Source organism: Spongiactinospora rosea (assembly GCF_003315795.1).
GTDB classification, from domain to species: domain Bacteria; phylum Actinomycetota; class Actinomycetes; order Streptosporangiales; family Streptosporangiaceae; genus Spongiactinospora; species Spongiactinospora rosea.
In genome coordinates this window covers 436110-450344 of the sequence record NZ_QMEY01000004.1, presented here as the reverse complement: position 1 = coordinate 450344, position 14235 = coordinate 436110, and the positions used below count along the sequence as shown (strand labels likewise).

General features: G+C 71.2%; 10 protein-coding genes. 2 read left to right on the top strand and 8 right to left on the bottom strand.

Annotated features, from left to right (window positions below):
- The first annotated feature begins 64 nt into the window (after positions 1-64).
- Entirely contained in the window at positions 65-2665 is a 2601-nt protein-coding gene (aceE, locus tag DP939_RS13910; protein WP_113981069.1) for a pyruvate dehydrogenase (acetyl-transferring), homodimeric type, read from the top strand.
- Here the strand turns inward: aceE and DP939_RS13905 are convergent.
- The 8 genes from DP939_RS13905 to DP939_RS13870 all read right to left on the bottom strand — a co-directional run bounded on the left by DP939_RS13905 (position 2647) and on the right by DP939_RS13870 (position 10453).
- Positions 2647-3651, bottom strand: a complete 1005-nt coding sequence (locus DP939_RS13905; protein ID WP_158578562.1) for an Lrp/AsnC family transcriptional regulator — start codon at positions 3649-3651, stop codon at positions 2647-2649. The two genes, aceE and DP939_RS13905, sit on opposite strands and share 19 nt — an antisense overlap.
- Positions 3652-3694: 43 nt before the next feature.
- Positions 3695-4540 (bottom strand): alpha/beta fold hydrolase, encoded by an 846-nt coding sequence (locus tag DP939_RS13900; RefSeq protein WP_113981067.1) that lies wholly within the window; start codon positions 4538-4540, stop codon positions 3695-3697.
- Positions 4541-4554: 14 nt separating this feature from the next.
- Positions 4555-5445 (bottom strand): ABC transporter permease, encoded by an 891-nt coding sequence (locus DP939_RS13895; RefSeq protein ID WP_113981066.1) that lies wholly within the window; start codon positions 5443-5445, stop codon positions 4555-4557.
- The gene (locus DP939_RS13890) at positions 5442-6401 is read right to left on the bottom strand and encodes an ABC transporter permease (RefSeq protein ID WP_113981065.1); all 960 of its coding nucleotides are present in this window, start codon (positions 6399-6401) and stop codon (positions 5442-5444) included. The genes DP939_RS13895 and DP939_RS13890 overlap by 4 nt, the downstream gene beginning before the upstream one ends.
- A 16-nt stretch (positions 6402-6417) precedes the next feature.
- The gene (locus DP939_RS13885; RefSeq protein ID WP_113981064.1) at positions 6418-8010 is read right to left on the bottom strand and encodes an ABC transporter substrate-binding protein; all 1593 of its coding nucleotides are present in this window, start codon (positions 8008-8010) and stop codon (positions 6418-6420) included.
- Complete coding sequence (locus DP939_RS13880; protein ID WP_113981063.1) at positions 8010-9218, bottom strand: dipeptidase; 1209 nt, start codon at positions 9216-9218, stop codon at positions 8010-8012. Before DP939_RS13880 ends, DP939_RS13885 begins: the two co-directional genes overlap by 1 nt.
- 236 nt (positions 9219-9454) lie before the next feature.
- A complete protein-coding gene (locus DP939_RS13875; RefSeq protein ID WP_113981062.1) occupies positions 9455-9634 on the bottom strand; it encodes a hypothetical protein in 180 nt (59 codons plus the stop codon).
- A 348-nt stretch (positions 9635-9982) separates the two neighbouring features.
- On the bottom strand, positions 9983-10453 hold the full coding sequence (locus tag DP939_RS13870) for a carboxymuconolactone decarboxylase family protein (RefSeq protein ID WP_113981061.1): 471 nt from the start codon (positions 10451-10453) through the stop codon (positions 9983-9985).
- A 259-nt stretch (positions 10454-10712) separates the two neighbouring features.
- On the opposite strand from DP939_RS13870, the gene DP939_RS13865 reads away from it, so the two are divergent.
- The gene (locus tag DP939_RS13865; protein ID WP_158578561.1) at positions 10713-14234 is read left to right on the top strand and encodes a serine/threonine-protein kinase; all 3522 of its coding nucleotides are present in this window, start codon (positions 10713-10715) and stop codon (positions 14232-14234) included.
- Position 14235 lies beyond the last annotated feature (1 nt).

Sequence of the window (14235 nt, the reverse complement as noted above, 5' to 3'; positions counted from 1 at the left end):
TCCAGGGACTAGAGTGGACATGTAATCATCCTATGAATAAAACGCCCGACGATGGGGGTAAAGGATGATCCATGACCTGGATCCCGAAGAGACCGCCGAGTGGCTGGAGTCCATTGCGGCCGTGATCCGGGAGGCGGGTCCCGACCGGGCGCGCTACCTGGTCGGCCGGCTCGGGCAGACGGTCCCGGTGGGCCTGGGCGCGACGCCGTACATCAACACGGTGCCGACCGCGGCCGAGCCGGACTATCCAGGAGACCTGGAGATTGAAGAGCGCATCGCCGCCTACGACCGGTGGAACGCCGCGGCGATGGTCACCCGGGCGAGCCGGCTCGGGCTCGGCGGCCACATGGCGACCTACGCCTCGGCGGCGTGGCTGTACGAGGTCGGGTTCAACCACTTCTTCAACGCCGACGACCAGGTGTACTTCCAGGGCCACGCCTCTCCCGGCGTCTACGCCCGCGCCTTCCTCGAGGGCAGGCTCAGCGAGCAGCGGCTGGACGCCTTCCGCCGCGAGACGATCGGCGGGCTGCCCTCCTATCCGCACCCCCGGGCGATGCCCGACTTCTGGCAGTTCCCGACGGTGTCCATGGGCCTCGGCCCGATCAACGCCGTCTACCAGGCCCGATTCAATCGCTACCTGCGCGACCGCGGCATCAAGGACACCTCGGGCTCCCGGGTGTGGGCGTTCCTCGGCGACGGCGAGATGGACGAGCCGGAGGCGACCGCGGCGCTCACGCTGGCCGTCCGCGAAGGGCTCGGCAACCTCACCTTCGTGATCAACTGCAACCTGCAGCGGCTGGACGGGCCGGTGCGCGGCAACACCCGGATCGTCCAGGAGCTGGAAGGCGTCTTCCGCGGCGCGGGCTGGCACGTGGTCAAGTCGCTGTGGGGCGCTGCGTGGGACCGGCTGTTCGACGCCCCGGGCGGTGACCTGCTGGCCCAGACCCTGGGCGAGGTGCCCGATGGGCAGTTCCAGACCTACTCCGCCAGCGACGGCGGTTACATCCGCGAGCAACTGTTCGCCGGGCCGCTGCGCGGGCTGGGCGAGCGGTTCACCGATGAGGAGCTGGCCGCGATCGTCGGCGGCTCCCGGGCCGGGCACGAGCCGCGCAAGGTGCACGCCGCCTACCGCGCCGCGCTGGACACCCCCGACGTGCCGACCGTGATCCTGGTGCAGACCGTCAAGGGCTGGACGCTCGGCACCGGCTTCGAAGCGCGCAACGCCAACCACCAGATGAAGAAGCTGAGCCAGGACGAGTTCCGGGCGATGCGCGACCGGCTCGGTCTGCCGGTGCCCGACCAGGCGCTCGGCGGCGACCTGCCGCCGTACGCGCATCCCGGCCCCACCTCCCCGGAGGCCGCCTACCTGGCCGAACTGCGCGCCGCCAGGGGCGGGCACGTACCCGCCCGCCGGGTACGCCCCGCGCCGCTGCCCGAGCCGGACGCCAAACCGTTCCAGGCCGCCGCCAAACCCAAGGGCGGGGCCGGGGTCGCCACCACTATGTCGTTCGTCCGCCTGGTCAAGGACCTGATGCGCGATCCGGTGAGCGGGCGCAGGTGGGTGCCGATCGTGCCGGACGAGGCGCGCACCTTCGGCATGGAGTCGCTGTTCCCGACCGCCGGGATCTACTCCCCGCGCGGGCAGCGCTACGACGCCGTCGATCGCGACCTGCTGCTGTCCTACAAGGAGGCGGCGAACGGGCAGATCCTGAACGAGGGGATCACCGAGTCGGGCTGTATGGCGTCGTTCACCGCGGCGTCCACCTCGTACGCCACGCATGGCGAGCCCATGATCCCCTTCTACATCTTCTACTCGATGTTCGGCTGGCAGCGCACCGGCGACCAGATGTGGGCGCTGGCCGACCAGATGGGGCGCGGGTTCCTGATCGGCGCGACCGCGGGCCGCACCACGATGACCGGGGAGGGCCTGCAGCACGCCGACGGGCACTCCCAGCTGCTCGCCTCGGCCAACCCGGCCTGCCTGGCGTATGACCCGGCGTTCGGGTACGAGGTGGCCGCGATCGTCCGCGACGGCCTGCGCAGGATGTACGGCGAGGCGCAGGAGGACGTCTTCTACTACCTGACCGTCTACAACGAGCCGATGCCGCAGCCCGCCATGCCGGACGGCGTGGAGGAGGGCATCGTGCGCGGCCTGTACCGCCACGCGGGCGACGGGCACGGGTCGCTGCAACTGCTGGCCAGCGGCACCGCGGCGCACTGGGCTCTGGACGCGCGCCGGATGCTGGCCGAGGACTGGGGGGTGGCGGCCGACATGTGGTCGGTCACCTCCTGGAGCGAGCTGCGCCGCGAGGCGATGGAGTGCGACGCGGCGGCCCTCGGCGCTCCGGGGGCGCGTCGCCGGGTGCCGTACGTGACCCAGACGCTGGGGCAGGCGGCCGGGCCGGTGGTCGCGGTGAGCGACTGGATGCGTGCGGTTCCCGACCAGATCAGGGCATGGGTGCCGCAGGAGTGGACCTCGCTCGGCACCGACGGGTTCGGCCTGTCCGACACCCGCGAGGCCGTCCGCCGCCACTTCCGGGTGGACGCGCCGTGGATCGTGGTGGCGGCGCTGAGCGCGCTGGGCAAGCCCGACCTCGCCGAGCAGGCCATCGCGAAGTACGGTCTGGCCCCCGCGCGTACGGAGGGTCAGCCGGCCGGTTTCTGACCCGTCACCGCCGCCAGGTGCGCCTGCGCCCACGGCACCGGCAGGAAACCGCGCTTCACGGTGAGGAGCTGCACGCTGGCCGTCCACGACTGGATGCCGGGGATCCCGGCCAGCGTGCGGCTGGTGAACTCGTGCAGCTCCGCCGTGGTCGGCATGATCACCTCGATCAGCAAGGAGGACTGGCCGAGCGTCGCGGAGATGTGGCGGACCCCGCGGTGCCCGGTCAGCACCCCGGCCACCGCCTCCAGCCGGGCGGGCTCGACCGACAGCCAGAACAGCACCTCGGCCTCATACCCGAGCGCTGAGGCCGGGATGAAGGTGGAGATCGTCGCGCAGCCCCGCTCGGTCATCACCTCGAAGCGCCGCCGCACGGTGCTCTCGCTGACGCCCAGATGCTTGGCGACGGACTGGAAGCTGGCCCGGCCGTCGTCGCGCATCACGTCGAGGATGTCGCGATCGACGTCGTCGAGGTGGTGCGGGCCGCAGGAGTGCGCGATCGGTTCGACGGCGAACGCCTCCGGGGCGAAGTCCAGGCCCTGCAGGCTCCAGTCGTAGGAGATCTTGTAGGTGTGCAGCACCAGGTCGGCCTGGCTGCGCATGGCCCCGGGGATGCGCTGCACCTCGTCCACGAGGATGGAGAAAAGGTCGCGGCTCTTCGGTGCGACCAGCTCGAAGACGATGTCGTGACTGCCGGTCACCACCGCGACGAACCTTACTTCGGGGAACCGGGAGAGTCGGTCGGCAACCCGTAACTGGGTGCCGGGGGAGCAGGCCAGCCGTACCAGGAAGACGTCCACGGGCCCACGGTGCTCGACGTGCGGGACGGCGGCGACGACCACCACACCGTCCTGGATGAGCTGCTGGGCGCGGCGGGCGACCGTGGTGGTCGAGGTGCCGATGGCCTGGGCTATGTCGGTCCAGCTCGCCCTGCCGTTCATGTGCAGGGCGGCCAGGATCTTCCGATCGAGGGAGTCGAGTTCATTCATCGGGTGCATTTTGGCGCTTTTATAACTCGGTTAGCGCCACTTTTTATGAAATAGCAGTCTTTGTCAGGAAATCACGGACAGTGGCCTCGAAGAGACCGGCCTCCTCCACCTGTGGCGAATGCCCGGAGTTCTCGAAGACCACCAGCTTCGCGTCCGGGATCAGCCCGGCGATCGTCTCGCTGCACGACACCGGCGTGATCCAGTCGTGACGGCCCACGGTCACCAGTGTCGGCGCGGTGATTCGCGGAAGAAGGTGCTTGATGTCGTAGTTCGGCTGGTTCACCGCGAACGCGTGGTTGTGCGTCCGGTAGCGGTACGGCGTGGCGTCGACTCGCTCGGCGACCTTGGCGGGGTCGAAGTCGTGGTCGTACAGCGGCAGGATCTCCCGCCAGCAGTCCCGCAGGTCGTCGTCGTCGCGCACGGTGCCGGACATGATCCGGTCCAGCCTGGCACGGTCGATCGCGACGCGCGCCGAGGCCAGCGCGTTGGCCAGCGCCAGCTCCTGGTTGGAGTTGTCGGCGGTGGTGTCGCGCAGCACCAGGGCGCTCACCCGGTCCGGGTGCGTGATCGCGTACTCCATCGCGATGAACCCGCCGTAGGACCCGCCCGCCATCACGATCCGCTCGGCCCCGGCCCACTCGCGCAGGCCGTCCACGTCCGCGACCCACTGCTCGTGCGTGTACGGCTCGCGGCCCTCGCTCGCCCCCGACCCGCGGGCGTCGAACACGATCACCCGGTAGTCGTCGGCCAGCCGGCCGAAGGTGGCCCGCGGCTCGGCCAGCGAGCCCAGCCCCGGCGCGCCGTGGTGGGCGATCAGCGTCGGCGCGCCGGGCCGCTCGCCGCCCAGCACCTCGACGTTCAGCTCGTTGTCATTGATCCGGACGCGCATCGCGCGCTCCTTCCTCACCGCTCGCCGCGGTGGTTGCGTGCGTCGTTGTAGGCCACCGAGACGAGCGTCGCCGCCACGACCAGCAGCAGGATGGCCAGGGAGGGGAAGAGCGTGGTCCACCACGCCGAGGCCAGCGACCCGGACAACTGCGCCTTGTGCAGGATCCCGCCCCAGGACCAGCTCCCGGGGTCGCCGAGCCCGAGGAAGGACAGTCCCGCCTCGGCCAGTACCGCCCGCGAGACGGTCAGCACCACCGAGACCCCGACCACCGGCATCACGCCGGGCAGCAGGTGGCTCCTGATGATCCGCCCCGCCGACGCGCCGAGCATCCGGGCCGCCGACACGTACGGCAGCGGCACGATCGCCAGCGCCTGGGAGCGCACCACCCGCGCCACCTCCGGCCAGCTGAACAGCGCGATCACCATGACCAGCGTGGTCACGCTCGGCCCGGCCAGCGCCGCCACCAGGATCATCAGCGGCAGCACCGGCAGCGAGAGGGACAGGTCGATCAGTACGCCCAGCGGGGTGTCCAGCCGCCTGAAGTAGGCGGCCACCACGCCGAGCAGCAGCCCGATCAGGATGGCCAGCGCCGAGGCGGCAGCGCCGACCGTGATGCTCACCCTGGTGCCCCAGACGACCTGGGCGAAGACGTCCTGGCCCACGTCGTCGGTGCCGAACCAGTGCGCCGCGCTCGGCGGCAGGGAGATGTCCGTGCCGTACCCCTCGGGGAAGGGCGCGATGAGCGGCGCGCAGAGCGCGACCAGGGCCATCAGGACCAGCACGGCCACTGAGCCGATGCCGAGCGGGTTGCGCCGGAACCCCTCCCACGTCCTGCGCCGCGGCGTCGGCTCCCGGTGTCGCTTCTTGGTCTTGCCGGTCTCGTCCGTCGCGGCCACCGTGGTCATGAGGTACGCACCCTTGGGTCGAGCAGGCCGTAGGCGACGTCGGTCACCAGGTTCGCCACCACGACGGCGGCGGCCAGCAGCACGAACGCGCCCTGGAGCACCGGGAAGTCCATCTGCCCGACGGCCTCGAAGATGGCCCGGCCGATGCCGGGGTAGGCGTAGATCGTCTCGGTCAGCACCGCGCCGCCGACCAGCGCGCCGAGCTGGAGTCCGGCGATGGTGGTGGTGGGCAGCAGCGCGTTGCGCACGGCGTGCTTCCACACCACCGCGCCCGGACGTACGCCCTTGGCCCTGGCCAGCGCCACGTAGTCCTCGCTCATGGTCTCGATCAGCGTGGAGCGCATGGTCAGCACGTAGCCGCCGAGCTGGATGAAGACCAGCGACAGGCACGGCAGCACCAGGTGGTGCAGCATGCTCAGACTGGCCGCCACACCGCTCGCGTCCGGGTCCAGCGCGCCGCCGATCGGGAACCACCCGAGCAGCACGCCGAAGACGTACAGCAGGAACACCCCGATGCTCGGCACGAACAGCGACTGGGCGGTGATGCCGCCGACCTGGATGATCCGGTCGACCCAGCCGCGCGCCCGGGTGGCGGCGAGCACGCCGAGCGGGATGCCCACCACGATCGTCACCGCCATCGCCGACAGGGTCAGGATCAGCGTCCAGGGCAGCCGTTCCATCAGCACCGTCGTGACCGGCAGCGACTGACGGAACGACATGCCGAGATTGCCCTGGACGAGCTGCGCGAGGTAGCTGCCGTACTGGACCAGCAGCGGCCGGTCCAGGCCGAAGTCGGCGAGCAGCTTGGCGCGCAGCTCCTCGGTCATGTTGGGGTCGGCCACCGTGACCACGGGGTCACCGGGCAGCAGCCGTACCAGGAAGAAGGTCACGGTGACGGCGAACCACAGCGTGACCAGGCCGCGCAGCAGCCGCGTGCCGATGAACTTCAGCGTCACCGTGACCTCCCCGAACTCAGCCGGCCCGCTTGACCTGGGCCAGGGAGAGCGGGTTCAGGATGGACAGCAGCTCGCTGGGCATCGGCTTCCAGTTGGTCCACTCCGCCGAGTGCGCGATGTTGAAGGTCTCGACGTACAGCACGTTGTCGTAGACCTGGTCGCGGATGATGCGGGCGGCCTCCTGGATCGGCGCCTTGGCCTCCTCCGGCGACAGGGCGCGCTGGCCCTTGTCGATGAGTTCGTCCAGCTTGGGGTCGGCGACCTGGCCGTAGTTGATGAACCCGCCGGTCTTGAAGGCCAGCCCGAAGTTCGCGGGCGGGTTGTCCATGATCGCCCAGGAGCCGGCGTAGATGTCGAAGTCGTGCTTGAGCGACTTGTCGACGTAGGTGTTGCGCTCAAGCCCCTGGAGCTTGATCGTGATACCGGCCTTCTTGGCGGAGTCGCGGACCATCGGCGCCCACTTGGCGATGTTGGGGTCGGCCTGGTCGTAGATCATCGACACGCTCAGGTTCTGCTGCCCCGCCTCGGCCAGCAGCGCCTTGGCCTTGGCCGGGTCGAACGGGTACTCCTTGATCGTGGGATCGACGTAGTCGGGCTGGGAGGGGGTCAGCACGCTGCCGTTGGAGGACTTGGCGAAGCCCTGCATCGCGATGTTCCTGATCGCCTCGTAGTCCACCGAGTAGGCGAGGGCCTGCCGTACGCGCACGTCGTCCAGCGGCTTGCGCTTGGTGTTGTACTGCAGGTGCGCCCAGCCCAGCGACGGGATCTGGGTCAGCTTGATCTTGGCGTCGCTCTTCAGCGTGGCGGCGGTGGCGGGCGGCAGCACGTTGCCGATCATGTCGATCTCGCCGTTGCGCAGCGCCAAGACCTCGGTGTTGACGTCGGGGAAGACGCGGAACACGACCTCCTTGACGCCCGGCTTGCCGCCGGGCGCGGGCCCGAAGGAGTCCACCCGCTCCATCAGGTAGCGCTGGCCGCGCTCGACCTTGGTCAGCCGGTACGGCCCGGCGCTGACCCAGTTCTCGGCGTTGGCGAACTTCTGCACGCTCGGCGCCTTCTCGAAGATGTGCTTGGGGACGACCGGCATCCAGAAGCCGACGTTGTGCAGGAAGGTGCCGTCCGGGCGGGTCAGGGTGAACTTCACCTCGGTGGGGGAGACCGCCTCGGCCTTGTCCAGGGCGGTGATCAGCCCGGCGACCACGCCGAACTTCTCCTTTTTCACCGCCTCGATGGTGAAGACCACGTCATCGGCGGTGACCGGCTTGCCGTCGGACCACTTGAGGTCGTCGCGCAGCTTGACGGTGGCGCTCTTGCCCTTGTCGCCGTAGGACCACTCGGTGGCGAAGTAGGGGATCCGCTGGCCCGACTCGTCCATCTGCATCAGGTGCGGGTACATCAGGTTGGTGACCCAGGTGTCGGTGCGGCTGTTGCCGACCAGGGGGTTGAAGTTGACCACGTCGGCGGTGGTGCCGATGGTGATCCGGTCGGCCCCTCCTCCGCCGCTGCCTCCCGTGGCGCCGCCGGTCCCCGACGACGGGGTGCTCGGGGCGCAGGCCGCCACGGCGGCGGCGAGCGCGGCGGCGGCCGCCGCCAGTGCGATGCGTCTCATCAGTACCAGACCTCTTCCAGCACCCGCAGCACGTTGCCGCCGACGACCTTGGTGATCTCGTCGTCGGAGTAACCGTTGCGGACCAGCCACGCGATGATGTTCCAGAAGCACTCGGCCGGGTTCTCCAGGCCGTCGACGTAGGGGACCTTCTCGTAGGAGGCGCTGCCGTGCGCCTGCTTGATGGACAGGTGCTCGGCGAAGGCGTCGTGCAGCCCGACGTGGTCGCCGAACAGCGTGTCGGGGCCGAACGCCACGTGGTCGATGCCGACCAGGTCCACGCAGTGGGTGAAGTGGTCCATGACCGACTCCAGCGAGTGGCGCGGGTGGCCGGGGGACAGCGTGGTGTGCGGGGCGGCCTCCAGGCCGATGACGCCGCCGCGCTCGGCGGCGGCCTTGATGACCTCGTCCGGCTTCATCCGGTTGGTGGGCCAGACCGAGCGGGCCCCGGCGTGGGTGATCAGGATGGGCTTGTCCGAGTGCCTGATCGTGTCGAGCGAGGTCCGGTCGCCGGAGTGCGAGACGTCGATGGCGATGCCGAGCTTGTTCATCCGGCGCACGGCCTTCTCGCCGAAGATGGTCAGGCCGCCGTCGCTGCGCTCGCGCAGGCCGCTGCCCAGCGAGTTGGCCTCGCTGTAGGCGATGCCCATCTGCCGTACGCCGAAGCCGTACAGCATGTCGATCCGGTCGGCCTCGTTCTCGATCATGGTCGCCGCCTCAAGGGCGAGGACCAGGCCGATCCGGCCGGTCTCGTGCGCCGTGCGGATGTCGTCCAGCCGCTCGACCTTGATCACGTAGTCCTGGTGGGCCAGGTCGGACAGCCGCATGCCGATGTCGGCCACCACATCGGTCCACTTCCAGCCGGCCTGGCTGGTGATGCAGCAGGTGCCGTCCATCAGGTTGTCGAACACGGCGGTCATGCCGGACCGGGCCAGGCCCTCGTAGCCGGTGTGGTGGCGCGCGGTGCGGTTGTACTCGACGGTCTGCCCGATGTCGGACGGGAAGACGGAGGGGTGGTCGTGCAGGGAGACCACGACGTTGTCGGTCAGCAGGCGGCGCACCCGGCCCTCCTGCTCGCCGGAGAGGGGCACCCCCTCGTACGCGGGCACCCGGCCGAGTTCGGGGGCGAGGTCGAACACCCGGTAGTCGGAGCCGGGCTCCAGGTAGTCGTAGGACCGGTAGCCGGTGTACCGCTTGGCGGGCTCTAGCACGAGCGATGTCCCCTCTCTCTGGAGCGGATCGCCACGACCCGCAATAAATCACTCATACATGCCAATAATCGGCGAAGTATGGCGAAAGCTTGCCCGAATTCGGCGTGAGGGTCAACCGCCGGGCACGTATCAGCGATCAATCGGCACTCCGGCGCGATCTTCGGTAAAGGGCCGGACATGAAGAAGCCCGGAGCGGCGGGAGCCGTCCGGGCGCTGTGGTGCGGGTCGTGCGGGGGTCAGGCCGCGGGGGCGGGGTCGCCCCCGCGAGGGAAGCGGATGACGTTGCGGCCGGTCCAGGCGCGCAGGTCCACGACCGCCGGATCGGGGGCGGGCGCCGCCGGGCGGCGGCGCGCCGAGCGGATGTCACGGATCTTGTGGCGTGCGGTGTGCGGCGGCACCGCCGCGAGCTTCCTCATCTCATGGCCCCCCATCGTGATGATTCCGTTACCTGTGTTACCAGAAGATAACTACAGATCACCCCGTAAGACGACGGTAAAGAAGTGACTCCTGGGGCCACTGTGACCTCTCAGTAGGGAAGTAAGCGGCCGGACGGCGAGCGCAGGTCAAGCCCGTTCGTGACAGCGGGGCGCCGTGGCCTGCGCGGCCTGGTGATGCTGATGCGTCGCATGATCTGCCTCCTCTCCAACCGGCTCCGCCGCCGGGTGTACCGATCTTCCCCCGTGGAGGTTGACGAACGGTTGCAAGGGACCTGCCCGGCCGGCCGTGCGAGGACGGCGGCCGGCCGTGGGCCGATCCCCGGCGGGCTACGCCTTCGCGCGGGGCCGCGCGTACGCGCCCGCGGGCACCCGCAGCGTCACCCCGATGCGGTTCCACGCGTTGATCGTGACGATCGCCATCACCAGCGCGGCCAGCACCGGCGGCTCGTAGTACTTGGCCGCCTCGTCCCACACGTGGTCCGGCACCGCCTCCGACCGGTCGGCCAGCCGGGTGGCCTCCTCGGTCAGCGCGAGCGCGGCCCGCTCGGCGTCGGTGTAGTACGAGGTCTCCCGCCAGGCCGCCACACTGAAGATCCGCTCCAGGCTCTCCCCCTCCTCGTGCATGTCCTTGGCGTGCATGTCCACGCACAGCCCGCAGGAGTTGATCTGGCTGGCCCGCAGCTTCACCAGCTCGTAGGTGGACCTCGGCAGGCCGCTGGCCCGCATGAACTTCTCCAGTCCCAGCATCGCCTCGAACGCCGCGGGCGCGACCTCCGGCAGGCTCAGACGCTGACTCATGGCTTCTCCCCATGTCCGAGTTCGGTCTTTCGCCAGGAAGACCGAGCGGCGGGCGGGAACGTGACACCGCTTTCGAACTTCCGGGCCCTGCCGTACGTCCAATCTCCTGTCGGCCGCGGCGGACGGACACCCGATGAGGGGGAGTGGGAGGAGCGTTTCCAGGGGATCACTTAGACGCATGTTTTTTGCCTGCCGTCGAACGAGAACTTTGCCGCCGGATCCGGCGTCCAACACCCCAGCTACGAGTGCAGGGGGCAGAATGGCGCAGTCGCTGAGCGATGGTGACCCGCATCGGCTGGGCGAGTACTGGCTTTCTGGCCGCCTGGGCGCGGGCGGGCAGGGCGTCGTGTACGAGGCGTACGCGCCCGACGGGCGGCGCGTGGCGATCAAGGTGCTGCGCGGCGACCCGGACGGGCGGCGCGGGCTGCGCGACCGGCTGGCCAGGGAGGCCGCCTCCGCTCAGCGGGTCGCCTCGTTCTGCACCGCCCGGGTGCTGGACGCCGACCTGGACGGGCGACGGCCCTACATCGTCTCCGAATACGTGGAGGGGCCGAGCCTGCGCCAGGCGGTGGCGGCCGGGCGTACCTTCACCGGAGGCGACCTGCACCGGCTGGCCACCGCGGTCGCCACGGCGCTGACCGCGATCCACGAGGCCGGGGTGATCCACCGCGACCTGAAGCCGGACAACGTGCTGCTCGGCCCGGACGGCCCGCGCGTCATCGACTTCGGCGTGGCCCGCACCCCCGAGATGTCGCTCACCTCGACCGGGCTGGTCACGGGCACCCCCACCTACATGGCCCCGGAGATCTTCATGGGCCAGCGGGCGGGCACCGCGGCCGACGTGTTCGCCTGGGGCGGGATCATGGTGTTCGCCGCGACCGGCGAGGACCCGTTCCGCGGCGAGAGCCTGGGCGCGGTGATGCACCGCGTCCTTTCCACCGACCCCGATCTCGGCGGGCTGCCGCTCGAACTGCGCGACCTGGTCGGCGCCGCGCTCGCCAAGGACCCCGCCGAGCGTCCGGCGGCCAAGGCGCTGCTGCTCGCGCTGATCAGCGGGGACCCCGGGCCGGACGTCTCGCGGCTGCTCGCCGAGGGCAGTTCGGAGGCGCGCGAGGTCCGCACCCCGACCGGCGACCCGGCGCTGGGCGACCCCGCGCTCGGCACGCTGGCCGAGCAGGCGTACGAGATGCTGGACCCGGCCGAGCAGGCGGCGGTCCCCGAGGTCTTCCTGCGCCTGGTCACGGTGACCGGTGACGGACGGCTCGCGCTGCGCGCCGCATCGCTGGCCGAGATCACCGACGGACGCCCCGAGGCCGAGCGGGTCCTCGCGGTCTTCTCCTACCTCGTGACCGTGAACGGCGATGAGGTCACGCTGGCCAGGCCCGCCCTGGTGCACGCCTGGCCGCGGCTGCGCGCCTGGGTGGCCGCCAACCGCGACGGCTTCGCCGTCCACGACGCGATCGCCGAGGGGGCCAGGCGCTGGCGGACCCGCGGCAGGAAGGACGGCGACCTGTTCGCGGGCGGCGACCTGGCCGAGGCCCTGCACTGGGCGGCCACCCAGCGTTGCAACATCACGCTCGGCCCCGCCGAGCGCGACTTCCTGGAGGCCGCCGCCGCGCTGGCCCGCCGCCGGGTGCGCAGGGGCCGGACGCTCACCGCCGCGATGGCCACCCTGCTGGCCCTCGCGCTGATCGCCGGGGCCTTCGCGGTACGGCAGAGCGCCGTGGCCGACGCCCGGCGGATCGAGGCCGAGGCGCGCAGGATCGCGGGCCTGGCCGAGGCACTGCGGACCACCGACCCCGCCAGGGCCATGCTGCTCGGCGTCGCGGCCTGGAAGCTGGCCCCGCTGCCGGAGACCAGGGAGGCCCTGACCGCGTCCGTGGCCCGGCCGGAGGTGGGCGTGTTCCGCGACCCGGCGGCCTCGGCGGCGCGCGCGCTCAGCTCCGACGGCCGCACGCTGGTCAGCGTGAGCGCCGGTGAGGTGCGGATTTGGGACGTACGCACCGGCAGGCGCACGGGCAGCTTCCCGATCGGGGAGTCCGCGCCGGTCAAGAGCGTGGCACTGAGCCCCAACGGCAGGGAACTGGCCGTCACCGCGGGCGGGCGCATCCGGCTCTGGGACCTCGGCACCGGCGAGGCGCGCCCCTGGACCTACCGGCTTCCCCCCGACTACCAGGACTACGACTTCTCCATCGGATACGACCAGGCCCAGGACCTGCTCGCGGTGAGCGTCGGCCAGGGCGTCACGCTGTGGAACACCCGTACCGGCCGCAGCACCCCGGTCCACGACTGCTGCGGCCCGGCGACCATGCCCGACGCCGGCGCGGTGCTGATGCCCAGCCTGGACGGCGGGGTCAGCCGGATCGCCCCGCCGGGCGGCGAGCGGCGGGCGCTGCTGCCGCGCTGCCCCGGCTGCGCCCACAAGATCGCGTTACGCGAGGACGGCCGGTCGATGGCCTCCGGCCTGGACACCATCATCACCCTGCACGACCCGAAGACCGGGGAGGAACAGGGCGAGTCGCTCGACCGATGGAACGGCGGCGACCTGCGGTTCAGCCATGACGGCAGACTGCTGTCCTCGATCACCGCGGGCGGGCTCCAGATCTACCGGCTGCACGACCGCGGTCTCGCGCTGGACCAGGAGATCCCGGTCCGGGCCATGGTGCCCGAGGCCGGGCTGCCGCCGAAGGTCGCCTTCGACCCCGACGGCCGCACCCTGCGCTACCTCGACGGCGACACCGTGGCCGGACTCGATCTCCAGGCCGTGACCGGGGGCGATGAGCGCTGGCAGGCGCTCAGCCCGGACGGGCGGCTCGTCGCCGGGCGCGACGACGCCACCGGCGAGGTACGGTTGCGCGACCTCACCCGTCCCGACGCCGAGGACCACGTCCTGGCCGTCGATCCCGGCAAGGGCGAGAACCCCCGCTTCCGCGTCACGTTCAGCCGGGACGGCGGGCTCGTCGCGGCGAGCGGCCACGCCGAGCGCGGCGAGATCGGGGTGTGGGACACCGCGACCGGGGCGAAACGGGCCACCCTCAACAAGAAGCCGGTGGACTACCAGGAGGCGCTGGCCTTCAGCCCCGACGGCCGCCGGCTGGCCTCGCTCGGCCGGCGGGCCGTCGCGCCCTCGCTCCGGGTGGTCCTGTGGGAGCTGCCGGGCGGCGCGCCCTGCTGGCATTTCGACACCGAGCGGGTCAGGGCGCTGTCGTTCACCCCGGACGGCCGGTCCGTCGCGATGACCGGCGAGGACGGGGTCCGGCTGCTGGACGCCACCACCGGGCGGCCGGGCGTGCCGATGACCGCGAAGGGCGGGGCCGCGGCCCCCGACTTCGCCTCGGACGGCACCGCGTTCGCCGCCGACGACCCGCTGGCCGTGTGGCGGCCGGGCGCGGCGGAGTACCTGGACCTCCCGCTGCGCGGCACCGGGCGCGGCGTCACGAACCTGGCGTTCTCCGCGGCCTTCTCCACCGACCCCCCACCGGAGGGCGGCCTGGCCGCCACCGCGGACTCCTCGGGTGACGTCACGCTGTGGGACGTGAACAGCGGCCGGGCACTGGGCCGCCCGGTCATCGGCCAGGCCGCCGGGATCGCCGCGCTGGCCCTCTCCCCGGACGGCCGGTGGCTGTCCACGCTCGACGGCGACGGGCGGCTCGCAAGGGTGCGCACCGACCCGGAGTGGCTGGCGGCGGCGGCGTGCCGCAGGGCGGGCCGTACGCTGACCGAGAAGGAGTGGCAGGCGTCCCTGCCCGGCCTGCCCTACCAGGACGTCTGCCGCGCGTAGC